General features: G+C 38.5%; 20 protein-coding genes, 1 tRNA gene and 1 pseudogene. 8 read left to right on the top strand and 14 right to left on the bottom strand.

Annotated features, from left to right (window positions below):
* Nucleotides 1-98 precede the first annotated feature (98 nt).
* Complete coding sequence (locus EKM78_RS05195; protein ID WP_125770063.1) at nucleotides 99-533, top strand: GNAT family N-acetyltransferase; 435 nt, start codon at nucleotides 99-101, stop codon at nucleotides 531-533.
* On the opposite strand, the gene EKM78_RS05190 is transcribed toward EKM78_RS05195, so the two are convergent.
* The 5 genes from EKM78_RS05190 to EKM78_RS05170 form a co-directional block, all read right to left on the bottom strand.
* Nucleotides 530-772, bottom strand: coding sequence for a hypothetical protein (locus EKM78_RS05190; protein ID WP_125770061.1), 243 nt, complete (start codon nucleotides 770-772; stop codon nucleotides 530-532). The genes EKM78_RS05195 and EKM78_RS05190 overlap by 4 nt on opposite strands.
* Nucleotides 773-948: 176 nt before the next feature.
* Nucleotides 949-1,617 carry a DUF6198 family protein gene (locus EKM78_RS05185; RefSeq protein WP_164507210.1) on the bottom strand — a complete coding sequence of 223 codons (669 nt, stop codon included), beginning with the start codon at nucleotides 1,615-1,617 and terminating at the stop codon, nucleotides 949-951.
* A 78-nt stretch (nucleotides 1,618-1,695) separates the two neighbouring features.
* Nucleotides 1,696-2,061, bottom strand: coding sequence for a hypothetical protein (locus EKM78_RS05180; protein WP_125770059.1), 366 nt, complete (start codon nucleotides 2,059-2,061; stop codon nucleotides 1,696-1,698).
* Between the two features lie 60 nt (nucleotides 2,062-2,121).
* Nucleotides 2,122-2,751, bottom strand: coding sequence for a DUF421 domain-containing protein (locus EKM78_RS05175; protein WP_125770057.1), 630 nt, complete (start codon nucleotides 2,749-2,751; stop codon nucleotides 2,122-2,124).
* Nucleotides 2,752-2,759: 8 nt separating this feature from the next.
* Entirely contained in the window at nucleotides 2,760-3,206 is a 447-nt protein-coding gene (locus EKM78_RS05170) for a DUF3290 domain-containing protein (RefSeq protein ID WP_125770055.1), read from the bottom strand.
* 95 nt (nucleotides 3,207-3,301) lie between these two features.
* On the opposite strand from EKM78_RS05170, the gene EKM78_RS05165 reads away from it, so the two are divergent.
* Nucleotides 3,302-3,832, top strand: coding sequence for a phosphatidylglycerophosphatase A family protein (locus tag EKM78_RS05165; RefSeq protein WP_125770053.1), 531 nt, complete (start codon nucleotides 3,302-3,304; stop codon nucleotides 3,830-3,832).
* 22 nt (nucleotides 3,833-3,854) lie between these two features.
* Entirely contained in the window at nucleotides 3,855-4,001 is a 147-nt protein-coding gene (locus tag EKM78_RS12570; protein WP_164507209.1) for a hypothetical protein, read from the top strand.
* A gap of 795 nt (nucleotides 4,002-4,796) precedes the next feature.
* Here the strand turns inward: EKM78_RS12570 and EKM78_RS05160 are convergent.
* From EKM78_RS05160 to EKM78_RS05135, 7 genes are all read right to left on the bottom strand, one after another.
* Nucleotides 4,797-5,771: an alpha/beta hydrolase gene (locus tag EKM78_RS05160; protein WP_425453532.1), complete on the bottom strand. Its 975-nt coding sequence runs from the start codon at nucleotides 5,769-5,771 to the stop codon at nucleotides 4,797-4,799.
* Between the two features lie 193 nt (nucleotides 5,772-5,964).
* Nucleotides 5,965-7,917, bottom strand: a complete 1,953-nt coding sequence (locus tag EKM78_RS05155; protein WP_125770051.1) for a hypothetical protein — start codon at nucleotides 7,915-7,917, stop codon at nucleotides 5,965-5,967.
* A gap of 364 nt (nucleotides 7,918-8,281) precedes the next feature.
* Nucleotides 8,282-10,240 carry a hypothetical protein gene (locus EKM78_RS05150; RefSeq protein ID WP_125770049.1) on the bottom strand — a complete coding sequence of 653 codons (1,959 nt, stop codon included), beginning with the start codon at nucleotides 10,238-10,240 and terminating at the stop codon, nucleotides 8,282-8,284.
* 157 nt (nucleotides 10,241-10,397) lie between these two features.
* Complete coding sequence (locus EKM78_RS13250) at nucleotides 10,398-10,526, bottom strand: hypothetical protein (protein ID WP_281273592.1); 129 nt, start codon at nucleotides 10,524-10,526, stop codon at nucleotides 10,398-10,400.
* A gap of 478 nt (nucleotides 10,527-11,004) precedes the next feature.
* Nucleotides 11,005-11,078 (bottom strand) — tRNA-Arg (locus EKM78_RS05145).
* Nucleotides 11,079-11,115: 37 nt separating this feature from the next.
* Entirely contained in the window at nucleotides 11,116-12,336 is a 1,221-nt protein-coding gene (locus EKM78_RS05140; protein ID WP_245994786.1) for a DEAD/DEAH box helicase, read from the bottom strand.
* 2 nt (nucleotides 12,337-12,338) lie between these two features.
* Nucleotides 12,339-13,337, bottom strand: coding sequence for a Gfo/Idh/MocA family protein (locus EKM78_RS05135; protein ID WP_125770047.1), 999 nt, complete (start codon nucleotides 13,335-13,337; stop codon nucleotides 12,339-12,341).
* Between the two features lie 121 nt (nucleotides 13,338-13,458).
* Between EKM78_RS05135 and EKM78_RS05130 the strand changes: the two are divergent.
* From EKM78_RS05130 to EKM78_RS05110, 5 genes and pseudogenes are all read left to right on the top strand, one after another.
* Nucleotides 13,459-14,789 (top strand): annotated as a pseudogene (locus EKM78_RS05130) (APC family permease).
* A gap of 169 nt (nucleotides 14,790-14,958) precedes the next feature.
* Nucleotides 14,959-16,293, top strand: a complete 1,335-nt coding sequence (locus tag EKM78_RS05125; RefSeq protein ID WP_125770045.1) for a PTS transporter subunit EIIC — start codon at nucleotides 14,959-14,961, stop codon at nucleotides 16,291-16,293.
* The gene (locus EKM78_RS05120) at nucleotides 16,280-17,173 is read left to right on the top strand and encodes an alpha/beta hydrolase (RefSeq protein ID WP_245994785.1); all 894 of its coding nucleotides are present in this window, start codon (nucleotides 16,280-16,282) and stop codon (nucleotides 17,171-17,173) included. The genes EKM78_RS05125 and EKM78_RS05120 overlap by 14 nt, the downstream gene beginning before the upstream one ends.
* 91 nt (nucleotides 17,174-17,264) lie before the next feature.
* Nucleotides 17,265-17,531 carry an ACT domain-containing protein gene (locus EKM78_RS05115; protein WP_125770043.1) on the top strand — a complete coding sequence of 89 codons (267 nt, stop codon included), beginning with the start codon at nucleotides 17,265-17,267 and terminating at the stop codon, nucleotides 17,529-17,531.
* 9 nt (nucleotides 17,532-17,540) lie between these two features.
* The gene (locus EKM78_RS05110) at nucleotides 17,541-18,884 is read left to right on the top strand and encodes a PFL family protein (protein ID WP_125770041.1); all 1,344 of its coding nucleotides are present in this window, start codon (nucleotides 17,541-17,543) and stop codon (nucleotides 18,882-18,884) included.
* 364 nt (nucleotides 18,885-19,248) lie between these two features.
* Here the strand turns inward: EKM78_RS05110 and rlmD are convergent, their stop codons facing one another.
* A complete protein-coding gene (gene rlmD / locus EKM78_RS05105; protein ID WP_125770039.1) occupies nucleotides 19,249-20,604 on the bottom strand; it encodes a 23S rRNA (uracil(1939)-C(5))-methyltransferase RlmD in 1,356 nt (451 codons plus the stop codon).
* Between the two features lie 37 nt (nucleotides 20,605-20,641).
* Nucleotides 20,642-21,628, bottom strand: a complete 987-nt coding sequence (locus EKM78_RS05100) for a diacylglycerol kinase (RefSeq protein ID WP_125770037.1) — start codon at nucleotides 21,626-21,628, stop codon at nucleotides 20,642-20,644.
* Nucleotides 21,629-21,632: the final 4 nt, after the last annotated feature.

The following is a 21,632-nucleotide window of genomic DNA, read 5'->3' as shown; positions in this document are numbered from 1 at the left end:
TAGATATTTTCCAATATTTAAAGACAGACCTTCGGGTCTGTTTTTTTATTGCTCTTTTTCGCGTATAATAGTTACATTCATTTAGAAGAGGTGTCTCGATGCACGAAATTAAAACTACCACTAATTTAGCTTCCCCCATTTATCAAGACGGTCTCAAGATCAGGACCAAAGTTTTCGTTGAAGAACAAAAAGTCCCCGCTGATCTAGAAGTAGATGACCGCGAGGACAAGTGCAAATATTATACTTTATACGTCAAACAAATTCCGGCAGCAGTAGCCCGTTACTACCCCACTGAAGATAACGGCATTCACATCCAAAGAGTAGCCGTCTTAAAGGACTTTCGTAAACAAGGTTTAGCTAGTGAATTATTAAATCGGATCATCGCAGATGCCAAAACTGATGGTTATACCTACGTGATTTTAGGTGCCCAAGACCAAGCCAACGGTTTTTACAAGAAGCTTGGTTTCAAAGTAATTGGCCCACAATTTCTCGATGCTGGTATTTTGCATCATAATATGCGAAAAGAAATTTAATTTTTGCCTCGATGGTATGAGTAATTAAAAGCCCAATTCAAAAATAAATATAGCAACAATGGTGCGACGCAATACATGATGATCATCAAAATGTACTGCTGTTTAAACAATAAAAACCAAACAAATAAAAAAGCAACGCTCAGTGCACATACAATACTTGCGACAAGTTTCGACTTCCGCTGGTCACAAGTAAGTGCATTGGCGTTCTTTTTTTTCGGATCAGGATCATTACCATTCATTTAATGTCACCTCATAAAAATTATTATATTAATTGTAGCACCGTTATGAGATGAAACAAACACTTAGGACCGATTCATAACTAAATTTCATTGCTTTGAAATATAATTGCAAAATTAGACATCAAAAAAATAAATTTTGAGTAAAAAAAACTTGCCAGCCCATCAGCTAACAAGTCCTAATTTGTTTTTCCAATTCTTAAATGATGTTTTAATGATGGAACGATCAATTTGTCTGACCAGCCAATAATGACTCCTTGAATGAACATAGCCAAAATCGTTCCTATACCAACTGATAAGATTTTGCCACTGATAGCGTAACAAATTATCATGATCACAACTGGCGGCGTATAACTAAATAGTTGTCCCCACCCAGCTGAACCATGCAAATATTTAAATCTTAATAAGTATGCTAATTCATCATTTGGGTGCTGGATCAGATTACAGCGTTGATAGATCGATGTTCCAGCGGAAACTCCGATCAGTCCAATTATATCGATCAAAAACCTCACAACGATATTCATCTGTGGAAAATGCAAAGGTCCATATGCCCAGGTGAAGAAGCCCACTAAATAACTAAAAGGTAGTGAGAACAACAAATTGGATATGAAAATGTGTCCATCAAATTTCCGCAACAAAATTTGATTAGTGATGGTAACTAATATTGCATACACGAACAATGTCGTCCCATATGGGACGTGGATCAAGGTAGAAATATTGACCCCTGACGCCATCCAAACGGCACTTCCCATGTTACTTGAGATCATCAAAGCATTTGCGGCCGCATCCAAGATGATGGCAAAGATCAAATAACCCATCCTTCTTTTTAAATCATTTTTACTACTCAAAACTATCCCCCACTTTGGTGATTATGATACTCGTTTAGAAAACAAAAAAACCGCCGTTAGCGGTTTTTTAATATTTTTTTATCGTACTTGTGTATAAAGTTTAACTTGACTAGCATTTACATAATAGGCGTTGTCTGTACCCCATTGCAACAATTGTGTTCCATCACTCATTGTAACTTTGATCTTAGAATTGTAGATAAATCCATCTGGATTGATCAACATCAATGGACTAATACCACTGAGTGTTTGATAGCCAATAGGTTGTGTGATCTGATAATAAAAATTACCTGTCTCGATTTTTTCAACGCGTGGCATGTCCAAATATGCTTGGTTCGTGTCATTTGTCGTACTTGCTTGTACGATTGGAGCTGATATACCTACAGTTGAAGCCAATCCCAATGCTACAACTGCGCTAGTAATAATAGTTCTAATCGATTTTTTCATAATATTTCACCTCAGTGAACAGTATAGTATATTACTCGAGAAGTTTCAGCATTATATTAATTAATAAGTGTAAGCGATAACTTTACCATTGATATAATTAGCTAAATAAACTTCAGAAATCTTCAGATCATGTTCTGCCAATTTTTCTTCGACCCACTTGGAATCTTTGCCGATAATATCTAGTTCATCGTCATTGATTTTTCCATCTAAGACAATTGGATATCTGATATTTCGCTCATCCTTCATAACAACAGTCAATTGGGCATTTTGCTCGAAAATTGCCCGTTTGACATTTCTAATATCGTTGACGCCTGATTGACGAAGCTTAAAAGCTAAATCACTGGCTGAAAGTCCCATTTTCAAAGCTGTGTTAACATTGATTTTCCCATTAGTAATAACCTCAACTGGTGAACCTTGGACGACTTTCTTAAATAAATTATTGTGATTAGTTAAGAATTTAGCGATAAAGACAATTAATGTCCAAATTAGCAAGACCATCGTAAACTGCAATAAACTAATATCTTGATTGTAGATCATACCACCGACGATACCACCTAGAACATAGTTTTGTAGCTGATCGATCGCCGTTGTCGGTGCCAAGTTGCTTTTACCAAATAAATTGATTTGAATGACCATGAAAATAAATCCCACGGTAAATTTCAAAGCTAAATCTGCATATGATAGATCCATTCTCATTCCTACTTTCTATAAGTTACATTGCTACGATCAACCAAATGAACGGTAGTCAAAGTAAAACTATTTTGATTATTGTCAAAACTTACTCGATAAATTTTTTTACCATTTTTTATGAGCATACCTTCAGTCAAAGCTGAACTATTTGAGTATAATTTCTTAGCGGACACATCTTTTGACTTTGCAACTGATCGCATAAGCGTTAAACTTTGGTTAGTCTTATTAGTTACATCTAACTGTTTTTCATAGTTATTGTAATTGATACCGACGAATAAGGCGGCACTCAATACGAAGATGATCAGAAGATCACGATATTTGTTATCAGTTCGATTGCGGTAATACAAATAACCAGAAATTACTACCGCCAAGACTAAGATCAACGTAACAACGATGAATAACAGATTTGGCGTTTTGTTTTGTTCAACCAAATAATTGTATGAATAAAAAGTCATAAGTACCCTCCTATCTATGCAATTATTATTTTAATGCATTTAACACCAATTGTATAAAACAATATTTAAATTTTTATTAGAAAGAAGTGGATCAAATGCCATCAAGTACTGAATTAAGTGAACAATATTATAACCACATCATCCGAAGCTTGAAGAAACGTGATGTGACTTTGGAAGATATCGCTAATATCGTGATTTTCTTAGAGAAGGATTACGTACATGGATTGAATGAGACTTTGGCTATCCATGCTATTAAGAAAGTGCTTCATAAACGTGAGGCTCAAAATGCTATTATGACTGGGATCGAATTGGATATTTTGGCTGAGAAGGGCTTATTGTCTTCTCCTATGCAACGGATCATGCAGACTGATGAGTCTACTTATGGTGTTGATGAGAATATGGCTATTACTTTGGCTAGTTTGTATGGTTCTGTTTCGGTTACTAATTATGGGTATGTTGATAAGCTGAAGTATGGGGTTTTGGATAAGTTGAATGATAAATCTAGTGGTAAGATCAATGTTTTTTTGGATGATCTTGTTGGGGCTATTGCTGCGGCTGCTTGTGGGTGGTTGGCTCATAATGAGAATAAGATTGCTGATTATTTTGCTACTGGGGAGTTGGAGTAACTTTTATTCATGTAAGAGAGCTATGGCAGACAGAGAAGTTTTGCTTGGGACACGTTTTGTTAGTTTGTTTGGTTGTTGTGGTGTGGCAGTAGTAGTTTGGTTGCTACGTTCAATGCCGACTCCGGGGCCCGGGGATACAGACGCTGGAACGTACCCGACACGATTTTGAGCTACCTGGAAGATCACCAGGTATCTCAAAACTCGGTCTTCCTCTAAGCTCCTTCGTCGCCAAGAGGAATTTGGGTACTGAGGTCTGTATCCCCGGGCCCCTCCGTCTAGATAGAGACAATATCCCCCCTTGATTGAGATTTACCGATTTATTTTGTGCAAATTGGCACTGTTTGCGCGTCCTATTTCTCACATGTCTATCTCAGGTTTTATCTATTCTGGTGGGAGTATGTGCTTCCTATTATTTGTGGGAAATATTCTCTCTGGATTACTGACTATTTTCTCGGTTCGCGGGACTTTGCTCCGCTCATTTTTGCTTCCTGACTTACATTGCTGTTGCAGATTTTGTTTGTTTGTTGGTTAGATAAGAGCTAAAATACTTTTTCTTCTCTTGCCTTCGCTTCTTGCTCGCGTGCTTGGTTCTCGCACTCTTGCCTTGTTCTTATGTTTTCTTTTTTTCTCTATTTATTTGTTTCTTGCTTGCGCACTCGTTCCTCATGCTCTCGCTTTTTTTATTTTTTCTTTGATATGACAGCTTTTTGATCTTGTGGCGTTTTCTCTACATTCAAAATGCATTGAGATGAATTGATAATATTTTCAGTTTATATATTCGCTAAATTATGCCTCTCTCTTCTGCATTCTTAAATCACTTTCATTTCTATTTATTTTCACATTTTTCAATTAGTGCACTTTTATTACAACAATGAAAAAGACAGGTTTCTATCGCAGCTCGCGATGAAACCTGTCTTTATTTTGTCCTTTATTTCTTTTATAGATTGATGTTAGTCTGTTCTACTTATTTGTAATTGTTCTTGTTGATCCATTTAGTTGAAACGTCCATTGCTGCTCTGGTGGCTTTGCTTTGGTCTAATGAGTTTACCATTACGAAGTCGTGGACCATTCCTTGGAAACGCATTTGTGTTACTTCTACTCCGGCCTTGCGAAGTTTTCTGGCGTATGCTTCTCCTTCATCTCTTAAGACGTCGGCTTCTCCATTTAGGATCATGGCTTTTGGTAAATCTTTTAAGTCTTCGATTGTTGCTCTTAATGGTGAGGCTGTTATTTCTGCTCTTTTTTGTTCATCAGTGGTGTATTTGTCCCAGAACCATTGCATGCCTTCTTTTGTTAAGAAGTAGCCTTCGGCAAATTGATTGTATGAGTCTGTGTCAAAGTTGGCGTCTGTTACTGGGTAATAAAGAAGTTGTTGATTGATGGTTGGTCCTTGGCGTTTTTTTGACATGATTGTCATTACTGTTGCCATGTTTCCGCCCACGCTGTCACCTGCTACTGTTAGATGAGTTGGATCTAGGTTTAATTCTGCGGCGTTTTCTACCATCCAATTTAGGACAGCGTAGTTTTGTTCGATTGCAGTTGGATATTGTGCTTCTGGTGATAGTGAGTATTCTGGGAATACTACGGCATAGTTTGTTCTTACTGATAATTCACGAACTAATTTGTCGTGTGTATGTGCATTTCCAAAGACCCAACCTGCACCATGAATGTAAAAAATTACTGGTAGTTTTTCAAAGTTTGCTTCTGGGCGAATGATGCGTACGTTGATTTCTCCCCATTGACCTGTTGAAACTGGGCGATCTTCAATTTCTACATTTTCTTTGTGAACAGGACTATTTTGGACTTGGTCTAAGACTTTGCGTCCTTTTTCATATGGGATCTCATAAATACGTGGATGAGCATCTGTGGCTAAACTGAAATCTAAAGCTTCCTTTTCCAATGAAATTCTTTCCAGTGTCATTTTACTTTCGTCGATCATTAACAACATCTCCTTTAAATTTGTAATCTTATCTTATCGTTGTCATTAGTTATTTACAAAAACTTTGCTCATGATTTTTGAAAAAATTTTTTCTTCCTATATTTGTTTCAACGGCATTTTTCTTTTTTTGCAACAAAAAAGCCAGTAACTTTGATCGAGTTACTGACTTTTTATCTTCATATTTGAATGATGGTTATGGCGCACTTTGAATTGTCCAATTTAGGGTGGAACTGTAATCTTCATTTTTGATCAAACTTTCGTGAATGAATAGTTTCAACCCTGTTGTGCTGTTGTTTTCAATTGAATTAACAGTACTTCCCTCAGGTGTATCCGATAGTACTACTTCTGAATTGCCAATTATTTGGTAATTGCCATCTGGCGTATAATATCTCAGTTCAGCATCCAACTTATTTCCTGTATCAGATGTAAAACCATTTGGTTGTTCTAATAATATCTTAGACTGTTTTTTCAATCGACGGTTATCTGACACGTTTAAAATATCGGATGTTTCATCGCCGTTTATGGTCCCAGTTACTGGCTTGCCAACATTGGAAAATTTTAGTTTTCCATAATCAATATCGTTTGCTTGAGCAGTTAACTGGTTATCGCTAAAATTAATTGTCAGATCGTTTGCTGGGAAGTTTCCGTCGATATCTGACTCATCTTCTTTTTGGCCATACAATGTTGGAGTTGTAACGAATTTCGAATTACCGTTGTCTTCCACATCAAAACTAAATTCATACGTGTGGGTCTTGTATTTTGAAAAATCAATGTTGAATAAATAAACGAATTGATAGTCTCCAGCCGGGCCAGCACCAATATAGTAATCATTAGTTGGTTGGCCGTCTACTTTAACACCGGTCAGATCTGATTCATTAGGATCAGGATTTGTCTTCAAGTTATCTGGAAGATTAACTTGGATCGCTCCGGACTTCATAATCGAATTTTTATTGGTATCCGTGAATGAGCCACGTACTGTTAAATTATCACCGGCAATGACGCCATTTATCATTGTGTCTTCAGTGTTATGGTCGTTATAAGTGTTGTTGTAGATGTTGCTTGTCCCAGTTATTTTGGGATTCGTATCCGCAATAACTGTTAAATTAGCCTTATTTGTTGTTACGGTCGTAACGGTGTCATTTCCACTAGCATCTTGTGTAGGAACTTTTAACACAGCGTAGTATTTGTCATCGTTATTATCGTAAGTAGTTTCTGGAGTCGTGTGGCTAAGTCCATCTGCTCCCGAAACTTCAGAATCTTTACCATCAATGACACGATGCCAAGTAACTGAATTTACCGTCGTCCAATTTCCTTGCACTTTGAACGTAGCTTTTTGACCTTCGTTAACAGTTTGGTCATCTAATCCACCACCGATTTTGACTGGAGCACTACCGGTAACTTGATCTCCGTTACTGTTGGTCAAAGTTGCAATTGCTTGAACTGTACCAGATTTACCTGAGTTATTAGCCGTGATCTCACCAGTATCTGGATCGATCGCTGCTAGTTCGGTGTTGTCGACTGACCAACTTAATTTGGCTGTTGAATTGAATGGTTCAGGTTTCGCATAGGCTACTGTTACCGCCGGATCTTTTTGATTATTATACAAATAGTCCTGGGCAACTGTTACCGTCACTCCAGTAGCTTCCACTGGATCTGGATAAGTCGTCACCGATGCCACGTCTGAGTAGAATGATTTGCCCAGCAACAATCCTTTTTTGATATATGAATCTTGATAATAAACGGTTCCTACTGACGTTGGATTGACCGTCAATTTTCGGTTTGTACCCCCACTGACCTTTTGCCAATTATCAGAGGAGGTTGGATTTGTGGAACTATACCATTGCCGATCGTAAAAGGGATAAACGATCGATCCCGCCAAATCAAATGCATTCATATTTATTTTTACTGATAAATCTACTGGTTGACCCATAAAAGTATATTGATCCTTCGGTTGTAAACCGTAACCGGAGATAATAGTTAAAAATAACAGATCCACAGAGTCTCCAGTGGGCTTGCCTTTCGGCACAATGGAAATGTCTTCAGCTTTTGCGTCAGGATTTGAATTTTCGCTAGCTCCGCCCAGGCCAATTAATAATAAAAAAGTTAGCACAGAAATCAGGATGAGTTTCATAGTTTTTTTCGACATTTAGATCCCTCCTAGCTGACAAATCAATCATCTTATACTATGGGTAACAATAATTTTTTTCTTCTTAATTATACACACTTTTATTTTAAAACGATATGATTATGTTTCACAATATCGTTATTTTTTTATTACAAGAAATATAATGTTTTGATTTATTGTTAGGTAATTGTAAACGCTCTCTATTATGATTTTATCGTAAAAAAATACCGAGTATTTATCATACTCGGTAAAAAATAATTTTATTTTCTAGAATTTTTTAATTGTGAAAACTAGTATGTAACTGTTACTTGCTTGGCTTGCAGCAATTTGGATGCGGTCCTTTACATTTCTTTACCGACTGAGCAATCTTACCGCGATTTCTACGTTAATTCGGTGCGTTTTGGAAGGTCCACTCGATCGTTGAATTGAACTGTCCATACTGGCTAGCTCCCTTTTGAATGTACAGTTTAATTCCATAGTCGTCACCATTTTTAACTGACGTTAGTGGTTGGCCTTGTGATGAACTTGACACTAACGTATTATCGTTGCCGATTAATTTGTAGCTTCCATCAACATTGTAAAAACGTAATTCTGCTGGTAATATTTTTTCACCATTTGATGTTGTAAATGGCGTACTTTGAGCAACGTAAATACTTGCGGATGTTTTATCACGACGGTTGTCATTGACTGTTAATACATTTGCACTATCATCACCCTCGACGGTTCCCGTTTGTGGTTTACCAATGTTACCGTACTTCAATGTTCCGTAGTCTAAGTTATTAGCATTTGCGGCCAATTTTCCGTCAGTGAAATGAATCGTTAAGGAGTTGCCCTCATAAGTACCATCGATAGGATCTTCATTCGCATCGACACTGGTCAATGCTGGTACCGTTACAAAATCGTAAGTATTTTTATTTACGGTATTGAAATTGAATTCATAACTGTGACTCTTCGTTTGTGTAAAATCAATTTCATAAAAATTAATAATGTAAGTGCCTGGATCACTGCTGTTAGAGACAACATAATAGTTATCAGTCGTTTGACCATCAAGCTTAACGTCATTGATCGCAGGTTGACCATTGTCATCTTTTTCAATATCTTTTGGTAATTTGATCTTGATCGATGCCGCACTCATGGCTGAATTTTTATTATCATCAGTTGCAGTCCCTTTAATAGTGATATTGTCGCCAGAAATGACGTTGTTGATCTCTGAATTGTCGGCATTGTGATCATCGTACGTGTTATTGATGACCATATTATTTAACAATACTCGAGGAACTTTATCCGGGATGACCGTTAAAGTGGCCTTGTTAGTAGTGATCGTTGAGGTTTGAGGATTTCCTTCGCTATCGTTGTGAGTAATCTTGATAACGGCATAATATTGAGCTCCATTGTCATCGTAAATTGTAGCTGGGGTCGTATAACTCATTTTATCGGCACCTGAAATGACTGTATCTTGGTTGTTAACAATTTTGTGCCAAACAATGGAATCTGGTTCAGTTGCGAACTTCCCTCCGATATCGAAAGTTGCTGTCTTTCCTTCATCCACTTTTTGATTGTCCAGTCCTCCACCAATTGTGACATTGGTTGAAACTGTCACAGTCGTATCATCAGAGTTTTGAGCTGTTGCGATAACTTCAATCGTTCCCGATTTACCATTATTGTTGGCTGTGATCAATCCGGTATTAGGATCGATCGTTGCTAAGTCTGAACTACTTCCCCCTAGTGACCACGTAACTGTTGCGGTGGAATCAAACGGTTCGAGTTGGGCGTGTGCATAAGTAGTTGAGGCGTTTTCTTGGTTATTGTATAAATAATCGTCATCGGTCGTTACATTAACATTTTTTGCCTCAACCGGTTCAGGCAATACCGTGACGCTAACCATTTTTGAATAATATCCATACCTATCATTCCCTAATATTCCTGCTGCTCTAGTATAAGTAGATTGATAATATCTCGTTCCCACACTGTCAGCGGGCAAAGTTATATTAGCACTGTCTAAATCATCCGGATCTCCCCAATTAACACCATCTTTACTCATCATCCACTGATAAGTAAATGAACGTAACGGGTACACGTCGAGCAAAGTACTTACAGCTTTTGACTGTAAGGTTACAGGTCGATCCAAATAAGTATATTGACTAGTTGGTTGTAAAGTATATCCACCAACGATATAGGCACCGATAATGCCGATTGGATCGCCACTTGGTGGGTGTACGGGTGACGCTTCTGCAGCTTCAACATTTTGAGAGGAAATGCTATTCTGATTAGTCCCCGGCAAACTAAAACATGCTACAAAAGCTAAAACAATAATCAGCAAATATTTTTTTATATTTTGTCGCATGGCAATTCCCCCTAATTTTTTTTAAATTAAATAACTATATAAATATCCTTATTATCATTTTAATACATGAAGTACAACTTAAGCAATAACCAACCAAATTAAAAAAACGCCTACAACACGTGGTTGTAAGCGTTTCAAAATAAATCTTATTTTAAAGTTAAGCTGTTTTTTGTAATTTAGAAACGGCTTCTTGAATTGTCTTACCGTCTGCAAAAGAATTATTGTTATTCTTGTCAACTACGGTAAACAATTGTGTGTCTGTATTTAATAATACACGATATTTCATAATCATTTACCTCCTTAATTAAGTATAAGTGATATTGTAATCCCTTTTTAAAGAAAGTCAATCAAAAAGCATCAATTACTTTTTAATTTTAATTAATTAATCCCATGGTAATTATCATCTTTCTATTATAAGTTCATGATAATTTTTTAATCTTTTAAGTTACAATATTATCTAATCATCTAAGGAGACCTCTAGATAAGTTTATCCAGTAAGCATAAACATCCATACTGGTTTTTTCATTGTGCAGATTAAAGACTGCCAGGACATTCCAATATGATCAGACATATTGATCAAGCTATCGAATATTAATTTTTCTCCTTTTAAAATTGCAATAGTGTGGAAAACGTGTGCCAATTACTAGGGTTACCTCTAACAGTCTCTACCATCATACAATTAAAAATAAGAACTCCATGAACACTGCTAAATACAGTATTCATGGAGTTCCATTTCACAAATGACTTTTCTTAAATTGCTGATATGATCCCTCCCGGAATCGAACCGGGGACCTACTGCTTAGGAGGCAGTTGCTCTATCCTGCTGAGCCAAGGGACCAAAAAAGGTAACACTAATATCGTGCCACCAATGAAAATTATTGTAAAGGTTTTTTCGGCTTACGCTTACCTTTGTTCTTTTGATCACGTAAACGTTTCTTGTGTTTTGGCTTCGGTTGATTTGAAGCTTGGGCCTTTTTACGTTTGTGGTAAGTATCCTTATCCGAAAAGGTCCCATCATGATTAAGAAATACTTTCTTAATTTCTAGATCATTGAACGTTTGCAAATTTCTGAAATCGTGACTATTACCGAAAGTCACGACATCCCCAGCTTTGCCCATTCGACCCGTCCGTCCAGCTCGATGTAAGTATTCCGAGTTTTCACGTGGGATCATGTAGTTGATGATCGTAGTCACGTCTTCAATATCCATCCCTCTAGCAGCTACATCGGTCGTCAATAGCAAAGTGACTTTCTTACTAGAAAACAGCTGTAACGCCGTTTTTCTCTGTTGGGAAGACATTTTACTATCTAAGGCAACGAAGTTAGTCTTAGCATGATCTAAGTCACTGATCGCCTTATGAAGCGACCGTGAATTGTTGAAAAAGACGATCCCAAGAAATTTCTTGTTGTGCGCCATTTCGCGGATCAAAATATTCTTCATGCCGTCACTACCAGTATTAATAAAATAGTGACTAATACCAGCAGTATACGAACGGTCATATCTTTGGTCAATGACAGTAAAATCTTTGCCAAACCATTTCGACATATTCTTAAAAATATCATTGCCTGTTGCCGAGAAAAAGGTCATTTGCACATCAGCCGGCATCTCATCGATTGTTGCTCTAACTGCTTCTAATTTGGTCTCATTCAACATTTCATCAGCTTCATCGACGATAACAGTTTGAATATTACCTAACTTGACTTTGCGAGCATCAGTCAATTCCTTGAGACGGCCCAAAGTAGCGACTAATATCTCTGGCTTTTCTTTTAATTTCTTTAATTGGCGTTGTGGATTAGCCCCACCAGTCACAGCTTGAACTGTACAACCGACAGCTTTGGCGAGTGGTTGTAAGACAGTCCTAACTTGGATCGCTAATTCTTGCGATGGCTCTAAGATCAACACTTGAAGCCCATCTTTAGGTACCAATGTTTCGATCATGGGCATGGAAAAAGCTAAAGTCTTTCCGGAACCAGTTGGTGCCATTGCGACTAGATCCTGACCTTGTTTAAAAGGTTGATACACTGTTTCTTGGATCTTAGTCATTTGTTCAAAATTATGTTCTTTAAAATAATCTTGGTATAGTTTTGGAATTTCCAATTTTATTTATCCTTGTCCGCTTCAAATACAATTCCTGCAGAAGCTCTTGCGTGTTCTAGAATGCGATTAACTATTCTAGCATATCTTGACAACTGTTGATACTTTTCTTGGTCATTTTGTTCGATGATCCGAGCAAATTCAACTGCTTCGGAATCCATGGGGTTATCGCTCTTAGTAGTTTTGATCGGAGCAATATTCTTGTCCGCTGAACTTTCTTCTAACTTAGTAATATCGCCAGCACTGTCCATTAATAATGTTTTCTTGCCGAAATAAATCTCTGATGGCATAAAGGAATTCTTTGTTTTTCCTATTATAATGTTCACATCAAAATAAGGATATTTAAGAGTTAAACTACCGCTTCCATCAACTCCTGAAGCAAGGACCTCAGCTTGGTAGTTGACGGTCTTGGGCTCACCGAAGAGGACAACTGCATCGTAAACCGCATATACTCCCAAGTCATACAAAGCCCCACCAGAAAATTTAGTAGTGAAAACATTTGGGTTTTTCCCAGCCAGATAGTCGTCATAGCGGCTAGAATACTTCATATACGACAAAGTGGCGCCACTCAAGTCTTGTCGATTGTCAGCAACGTAAGACTGAATTTGTTGAAAAATAGGTTCATGAATGTGTCTTGCAGCTTCGATCAAGAATTTACCATTGGCCTTGGCAGTTTCTTGCAAAACTGTTAATTCATGAATATTTGATGTGCTTGGCTTTTCCACGATGACGTTCTTACCCTGCTCTAATGCTTGTTTAGCTTGGGCAAAGTGCAAACTATTTGGTGAAGCGATGTAAACGGCATCAAATTTGTCGATAGTAAAAAAATCGTCCAAATTAGTCGTTAGCTTAACATCATCAGCTTGAAATTTATCAGCGAAATCCTTTGCTTTTGACTCAGTCCGTGAATAAACTTCGGTCAAAGCAAATGACTTCGTTTCTTCTGCAGCAGAAACAAATTGTTGCGTGATCCAATTAGTACCAATTATTCCAAGTTTCAACATAAAAATCACCTCAACCTTAATTTTACTGATTACATAGATAAATTACCACTCAAATACTTCCTTGACTAGTCAACGATGTATTATAATTAGGCTCTAAAAAAATATTTATCGGAGGTCATTCATGAATGAAAAATCTGAATTAAAGCGCGAGCTTGGATTTTTCCCAGCGTTGTCGACCGTCATGGGTTTAGTGATCGGTGGTGGAGTCTTTTTCAAGATTTCAAGCGTCACCGCTGCTACCGGTTCGGCAAGTTTAACTATCTTCGTCTGGATCTTAGCTGGTTTTATTACGATTAATGCTGGTTTGACGATAGCTGAACTAGCGGCGGCCCTGCCAGTAGCTGGAGGGATCTACAAACACATTGAATACATTTATGGAAAAATGCCAGGATTTTTACTAGCCTGGGCCCAATCGATCGTCTATTATCCGGCGGCGATCGCAGCACTTTCGATCGTTTTCGCTACCCAAGTGATCAATTTGCTTGGCATCCCTAATTCTACGCAAATACCGATTGCCATTGCTTTAGCTGTCTTCTTATTTGTTGCCAATCTTTTCGGAGCCAAAGTTGGTGGCTCCATTCAGTCGGCAGCTTTTATCGGGAAATTAGTGCCAATAATCTTGATCATCGTCGTTGGTCTCTTTGTACCTTCCACTCATCAAGTCTCACTGTTTCCTATTACATCAGGTGCCCATCCCGATTTTTGGACTTCTTTAGGGACTGGATTTGTTGCAACGATGTTTGCTTTTGATGGTTGGATGAATGTCGGCAACATGGCTGGTGAAATGAAGAATCCTGCTAAAGACCTCGCAAAATCAATTATCATTGGTCTATTCTTGATCACCGTCGTCTACGTGTTGATCAGTTTTATTTTCATTAAAGAATTGCCCTTCAATGTCATTCCTGGCAATGAAAATGCCGCCTCTGAAGCTGCTGTCAATATCTTTGGCGCAATTGGTGGCAAAATCGTGACTATTGGGATCCTGATCTCTGTTTTCGGTTCGATCAACGGTTATACTATGACCGGAACAAGAGTCAGTTATGCCTTAGGCTCAGAAAATAATATCGTCTTTGCCAAATTCTTTGCTAAATTGACCGCCAGACTAAAGTTCCCCTAAACGCTGGGATAGTTCAAACGATCATCGCTATTATCATGATCTTTTTAGGAACATTCGACTATTTGACCGACATGTTAGTTTTCATCATGTGGATTTTTTCGATCATGATGTTTGTTGGCGTATTTATATTAAGAAAGCGTGAGCCGAAGCTTGAAAGACCCTACAAGATCAGCCTTTACCCACTACCACCAATCATAGCCATCATCGGTGGTAGTTACATCGTGATCAATACGATAATTTTTCAACCGATCCTCGCCATCCTAGGAATCCTGATCACGTTAATTGGATTACCACTCTATTACATCCATGAATATCATAAAAGAAAAACTGATTAAGCAACTGCCTTTTCATAGTAATATCCCACCTGACTCAATTTCTCCGTGAATAACAGACTTCAAGCAATTTATTCAAAATAAAGTAGCCTTTTCTGGCTACTTTATTTTTTTAGTCTATACTCAAAGGTGAAAAGAAAAATTATTAATCATATAAGAAGGTGTTATTATCTTGGAACAACAATTCACTCATCCACTCGAAAAGAAATTGATCGATCTAAACTTAAGAATCCAAAAAATTTTCTTATATCGAGTCCTTCAAAAAACAGTCTTAACTATCTTCCCCTTTGCCTTAATAGGAAGTTTTTCCAAGACCATCCAGTTAGTTTTTTTGGGTAAAAATGGTCTTTTCAGTAATTGGACCGACTTTTTGAGTGATAATTTGTTTTACCAAATTGATGATATCTTTTCAGCTATTTCCACAATGACTTTAGGATGGATATCGGTCATTGCGGCTTTTTCTGCTGCTAAATATACCGCGAAACATTTAAAGCGTGATGATCAATTAGCAGGCTTAACTGCCTCGCTTTCTCTTCTGATCGTTGCATATACTTATTCAAGAAAAACTCCCATGTCTTTCCACAGCGCCGTTCTCGGGATTCGTGGCTTACTGTTTGCCATTTTATTAGGTGTCTTTATTGGTTATTTGTTCAAGTGGACTAGCCATAAAGCTACCGAGCCTGACTCGTTTGCTATGTCGACCAATATGTTAAAAAGGACCGAGATCTCGATCCGACCAATTTTGATCACGATCATTATCTCAGTCATCGTAAGTGATCTAGTCAATGTTACGTTTTACTCAAATTTGCCACAAACTATCATTACTGCGGTATCCAGTACTAATCCTAGTACTCAGCCGTTCCTTAGTTTACTGCGGACTTTTGGTCTAGGATTATATTCGATCATCATGTCCTTTCTTGGTTGGTCTGGTCCTTATTCAACTGGAGTCAACTTAACGGACACTTCTTCAGCATTAAATTTAGACTATGCCTTAAACCATCACACTGCCTGGGGTGCTCCTGATCTGTTCAACAGTAGTACTTTGTATCACACTTTTGCCACTTATGGTGGCCAAGGCGCAACTTTAGCATTGATCATTGCTATATTGTGGGTCTCTCGTGATCATGATTTTATCAATGTGTCACGTTGGTCATTGATCCCTAGTATTTTTAACGTCAATAGTGCTTTAATGTCTGGTATTCCGGTCTTCTTCAACGTAATTTTCTTCATCCCCTTTGTCTTGGCGCCAATTGTCAACATGATCCTAGCGACAATTGCGCTGCAGTTCCATCTTATGCCACCAGCAGTCTATTCGGTCCCAGTGGGAACTCCAGGACCGTTAGTTGCTTTTTTGGGAACCAATGGTAGTTGGCAAGCACTAGTATTCACAGTATTCTCACTCTTCATTTCAACATTGATCTACATTCCCTTCGTCAAAATTGCCGAACAAGTGAAATTACAAGATGACATCTCGATCGATCAAGGAGGCGCTGATGATGAAAAATAACTTCAGAAAATATCCTGCATCCAAAAAAGGATTTAGAGCTATCATCTGGCTGTTTATCATTTTGCTTTTAGTAGCCATCCCTTCTTATTTCACCACCAAAAACGACATCAAGACTTTGGCTGGGCGTTATAACTCCCCACTTTCACCAATTATCATGATCCCCGGTTCCAGCGCATCTGCGACTCGTTTTGAAGATCTCGTTAGCACTATCAATAAGAAATTTGATGAACATCACAGTCTATTGGAATTGACAGTCCATAAAGATGACTCGATCACTTATAAAGGTTCGATCAAAAATAACGATACTCGTCCTTTCATTGTTGTTGGTTTTGAAAATAACAAAGATGGCTATTCCAATATCAAACAGCAAGCTCGATGGTTTTCTATCGCTTTTGATGCGCTAAAATCACGCTATAAATTCAATAACTTTGACGGTTTCGGGCACTCTAACGGCGGACTCATCTGGACTTACTTCTTGGAGCACTATTATGAAGACGATGGCATCAACATGAATCGGATGATGACTGTTGGTACTCCTTACAATTTTGAAGAGCGTGATCAAGCTAAAAGAACGCAAATGCTAACCGATTTTATCAACCGGAAAAATAAATTGCCTAACGATTTAACCTACTACTCGATCGCCGGTACTAAAGTTTATACCGATGATGGTATCGTCCCAATCGGTAGCGTTGAAGCAGGGAAATACATTTTTGAAGGTCAGATCAACCACTACACTTTGATCACTTTGACTGGTAAAAACGCTCAGCATTCAGATATGATCGATAATCCACAATTTATTTCCCTGTTCCATCAATATATTATTGATGACAAAAATGCAACGTCGCCAAATAATACCGACCGACGTTCAGTTTCTAAATAGCCTATTCGATATTTCTCTATAATCTTTGTTGTTAAGATAAATTAAATCGTTTATCATTGACTTAAACAATTTTCAAGGAAGAAGGCCCACCATGAAAGCAATTCTCACTGTATTTGGAAAAGACCACACTGGAATCGTGGCAAAAGTTTCCAATGAATTATCCAAACTTGATATTAATATCATTGATATCTCGCAAACTTTGATGCACGGAAGCTTTACGATGATGATGATGGTCGAAGTACCTGATACATCTGACTTTGATACGGTTAAAAATGACTTTGAATCACTTGGCAAAGATAATGCTTTAGAGATCCATATTCAACGTCAAGAAATTTTCGATGCTACGCAAAAACTTTAGGAGGTCGACATGGAAACTAATTCAATTTTAGAAACAATTCAAATGATCTCCGAAGAAAAACTCGATATCCGGACGATCACAATGGGTATCTCGCTCATCGACTGTATCGACAGCGATGGAAAAAAAGCGCGTCAAAAAATTTACGATAAGTTGACGACCAAGGCCAAAGACTTAGTCAAAGTAGCTAATGAGATCCAATCAGAATACGGTATCCCCATCGTCAACAAGCGGATATCAGTAACGCCGATCTCCATTATTGCTGCAGCCTCTGATGACAAAGACTATGTCGCTTATGCCAAGACTATGGATCAGGCGGCTAAAGAACTCGGCGTCGACTTGATCGGTGGATTCTCTGCCTTAGTTCAAAAAGGCTATCAATCTGGTGATGAAACTCTGATCCAATCCATACCGCAAGCATTAACTGAGACCCAACGTGTCTGTGGTTCGGTCAACGTCGGATCAACTAGATCAGGTATCAACTTGGATGCGGTCAAACAAATGGGGCACGTCATTAAAGATCTCGCTAAAGAAGATCCGGTAAACTGTATGAGTTTAGTAGTCTTCGCTAATGCTGTGGAAGATAATCCCTTTATGGCAGGAGCTTTCCACGGAGTTGGTGAAGCCGACTGCGTGATCAATGTTGGTATTAGTGGTCCTGGAGTCGTTAAACGTGCTCTAGAACAAGTTAAGGGACAACCGATCGACAAAGTTTCTGAAACCATCAAAAAGACAGCTTTCAAAGTTACTCGCATGGGACAATTTGTCGGCAACGTTGCTTCTAAAGCTTTAAACGTTCCTTTTGGCATTGTTGACCTATCACTTGCCCCAACGCCAAATGAGGGTGACTCCGTTGCCGAGATCCTCGAAGAAATCGGTCTCGAAAGCGTTGGTGCTCCAGGTACGACGGCAGCCTTAGCATTATTAAATGATGCTGTTAAAAAAGGTGGGGTCATGGCTTGTGAACACGTCGGTGGATTATCGGGTGCTTTCATTCCCGTATCTGAAGATGCGGAAATGATCCGTGCCGTAACTAAGGGCAATCTCAACATTGAAAAACTCGAAGCAATGACTGCCGTTTGTTCTGTCGGTCTCGATATGATCGCTATTCCTGGCGATACCACAGCTGAGACGATCAGTGGAATGATTGCTGATGAATCAGCTATTGGTGTTATCAATAATAAGACCACTGCGGTAAGGATCATCCCTGCAACTGGCAAGAAAGTCGGAGACACTGTTGAATTCGGCGGTCTCTTCGGACAAGCTCCAGTAATGCCAGTCAATACAAATAGCCCCGCTGATTTCATCCATCGCGGTGGACATATCCCTAGTCCAATTCACTCATTTAAAAACTAAATACTAAAAAAAAGAGAGTGCAAGGCGATCGGTCAGCTGCTGAGGATCAACGGACTATCAGCACCAGAGTGCTGCAAAGCAGTGCTCGCTGATAGTTTGTTGACCGGAGGCTGCTTTCGTCTGGAACTCGTTTCATACAAAAAAGAGTCCTGCAAAATTTTGCAGGACTCTTTTCGTTGTAAGTTGCACCGATCTTCCAAACGCAACAGCGCCGACCGGATTCCACTTACTAAGGTTTGGTACCGACAAGAAGTATCACATAATACTAGTACTCAAGTCAATCTATTTAGACAAACATTTTTCCTGTACGAATAAACAAAGATCAAATCTCCATTATTTTCAGGGATTTGATCTTTTAAGGTTATTATTTCAATTTCAAACTAGTAACTGATTCAATATGATTGGTCATTGGGAACATATCAACTGGGGTAGTTGAATCTGCTTGATATACGTCGCTTAGAGCCTTGATATCACGTGCTAGTGTTGCTGGATTGCAACTGACGTAAACGATCTTCTTAGGCTTAATATTGACGATACTGTCGATCAGTGATGAAGCCAAACCTTTACGTGGAGGATCGACCATTAAGACGTCGACTGCAACTTTATTTTTAGCCCAATCATTTAATACGTCCTCTGTCTTACCAACGATAAAGTCAGCGTTCTTGATACCGTTGATATCAGCGTTTTGTTGAGCATCTTTTACAGCATCCTCAACTACTTCGATACCGGTAACTTGTTTAGCTTTATCTGCTAATGACAGTCCGATAGTACCGATCCCGGAATAGGCATCGACAACATTTTCATTGCCCTTTAGATCAGCTTTTTCAATAGCTAATTGGTAAAGCTTTTGTGTTTGTGTCGGGTTAACTTGGTAGAAAGAACGTGGCGAGATACGGTATGTATGACCAAGTAATTGATCATCAATGTAAGCTGAACCAGCCAGTAACTTCATCTCATTACCTAAAATAACATTCGTCTTCTTTTCGTTGATGTTTAAGTAAAGAGATTTCACGTCTTCGTTGGCCATGATTTCATTTGTAATATCTTTGTAGTGTGAAATATCGCGGACACGAGATACTAATACGACCATCATTTCACCTGTGTAATAAGCACGACGGACCATGATCGTTCTGATTTGGCCTTTGTGGTTCTCTTCATCGAAACCACGAACTTTATACTTCCGTAAAATATCACGGACACGCAAAATTTCAGCATCGATCTTCGGATCTTGGATCAAGAAATCTTTCATTGGGATCAATTCGTGTGAATGACGACGATAAAATCCAGTCGTTAATTGGTGGTCGATCTCGCGAACAGGTACTTGAGCTTTATTCCGATAGTGGAAAGGATCTTCCATTCCTAAAGTTTCATTTACTGGGATATCCAAATGATTCTTCTGATAGTTAACTTCAATTTGATGTTGTTTAAACTTCAATTGCTCTGGATAGGCCAAATGGCTCAAAGGTGCGATACCAGTTCTAACATAGACGTTATCTACGTTGTCAACACGATCAGGCGACTTCTTTAAGATCTCTAAAGCTTTGGCAAAGCCATAACTCTTACCCACTTTTGTGATCACGGCATTGACCTTTTCTCCAGGCAACGCATTGTCAACAAACAAGGTGAAGTCATTGACCTTGGCTACACCTTTACCTTCATACGATAAATCATCGATCGACAATTCGAGTTTGTCATTTTTATTAATATTAGGTTTGTCCATATTTCTCCTTACATAGAAAAAACAGCCCGAGGGACTGTTAATCTAAGTGTTTTTCTTCTTCTATTATTTTCTCACCGACGTCTTTTTCCACATCCGAACGAGTGTCAAGAGCTTTCAACGGGATCGAATCTACATTTGCATACATTCTAACATGATTGTGTAGATTCTTAAACTTCATTGGCGCATCTCCACCATATTCACCATCTAGATTGATCATGATACGATTATCATCATTGGCTTTGACAGAGATCTCTTTAGTCTTAGTATAAATAACTTTAGGATTATCGACATGGCGTCCGCCATTCAATACTAAAGTAATCAAATGGACGAGATCACGCAAATTCGTCTCTTTGACGATGATCAGTGAGAAAGTTCCATCACCGATAACGGAATTTGGAGCAATTTGTTCCATGCCACCGATTGAATTAGTTAATCCTATCAAAAACATCGTAGCTTTGCCATCAAAAACACCATCATCATATTCAATGTGCATATCAATGGGACTGATCCGTGGTAACAGTTCAGCACCTTTAACTAAGTATGCAAGGTAACCCAAAATGGACTTGTACGCAGAGGGAACTTCATAAGTCAGTTCCGTCATTGAACCACCACCGGCAATGTTAATAAAATAATGTTCGCCGGCTTGGCCAATATCAACGTCAAGCTTTTGTTTCTTTAGAACTACCTTGGCTGCTTCGACAACGTCATCACGTGTAATCTTCAAAGCTCGAGCATAATCATTGGTAGTCCCTGCCGGAATAATGGCCATTTCTGGTCGTTTATCTAAATCAGCTATCCCATTGATAACCTCATTGATAGTTCCATCTCCTCCAGCAGCAACTACTAAATCAAACCCCTCTTGTGCTACTCTTCTAGCTTCTTTAAGTGCTGACTTTTTCTTAGCAGTTGTTCGATAGGCACTGGCTTCATAGCCGGCCTCTTCCAAGACATTTAAAATGTCACCTACACTGTGTGGCAGTGTTTCATGTCCAGACGTAGGATTATAAATCAATCTAGCACGCATAAAA

This window comes from Companilactobacillus furfuricola (genome assembly GCF_003946325.1).
Lineage (GTDB): Bacteria > Bacillota > Bacilli > Lactobacillales > Lactobacillaceae > Companilactobacillus > Companilactobacillus furfuricola.
The sequence above is the reverse complement of the archived record's forward strand: the minus strand, read 5'-3'. Positions and strand labels throughout refer to the sequence as shown.

Coding starts and splice junctions, on each gene's coding strand:
- EKM78_RS05195 (WP_125770063.1), top strand. CDS start 99: ATGCACGAAATTAAAACTACCACTAATTTAGCTTCCCCCATTTATCAA.
- EKM78_RS05190 (WP_125770061.1), bottom strand. CDS start 772: ATGAATGGTAATGATCCTGATCCGAAAAAAAAGAACGCCAATGCACTT.
- EKM78_RS05180 (WP_125770059.1), bottom strand. CDS start 2,061: ATGAAAAAATCGATTAGAACTATTATTACTAGCGCAGTTGTAGCATTG.
- EKM78_RS05175 (WP_125770057.1), bottom strand. CDS start 2,751: ATGGATCTATCATATGCAGATTTAGCTTTGAAATTTACCGTGGGATTT.
- EKM78_RS05170 (WP_125770055.1), bottom strand. CDS start 3,206: ATGACTTTTTATTCATACAATTATTTGGTTGAACAAAACAAAACGCCA.
- EKM78_RS05165 (WP_125770053.1), top strand. CDS start 3,302: ATGCCATCAAGTACTGAATTAAGTGAACAATATTATAACCACATCATC.
- EKM78_RS12570 (WP_164507209.1), top strand. CDS start 3,855: ATGGCAGACAGAGAAGTTTTGCTTGGGACACGTTTTGTTAGTTTGTTT.
- EKM78_RS05160 (WP_425453532.1), bottom strand. CDS start 5,771: ATGATCGACGAAAGTAAAATGACACTGGAAAGAATTTCATTGGAAAAG.
- EKM78_RS05155 (WP_125770051.1), bottom strand. CDS start 7,917: ATGTCGAAAAAAACTATGAAACTCATCCTGATTTCTGTGCTAACTTTT.
- EKM78_RS05150 (WP_125770049.1), bottom strand. CDS start 10,240: ATGCGACAAAATATAAAAAAATATTTGCTGATTATTGTTTTAGCTTTT.
- EKM78_RS13250 (WP_281273592.1), bottom strand. CDS start 10,526: ATGAAATATCGTGTATTATTAAATACAGACACACAATTGTTTACCGTA.
- EKM78_RS05135 (WP_125770047.1), bottom strand. CDS start 13,337: ATGTTGAAACTTGGAATAATTGGTACTAATTGGATCACGCAACAATTT.
- EKM78_RS05120 (WP_245994785.1), top strand. CDS start 16,280: ATGATGAAAAATAACTTCAGAAAATATCCTGCATCCAAAAAAGGATTT.
- EKM78_RS05115 (WP_125770043.1), top strand. CDS start 17,265: ATGAAAGCAATTCTCACTGTATTTGGAAAAGACCACACTGGAATCGTG.
- EKM78_RS05110 (WP_125770041.1), top strand. CDS start 17,541: ATGGAAACTAATTCAATTTTAGAAACAATTCAAATGATCTCCGAAGAA.
- rlmD (WP_125770039.1), bottom strand. CDS start 20,604: ATGGACAAACCTAATATTAATAAAAATGACAAACTCGAATTGTCGATC.
- EKM78_RS05100 (WP_125770037.1), bottom strand. CDS start 21,628: ATGCGTGCTAGATTGATTTATAATCCTACGTCTGGACATGAAACACTG.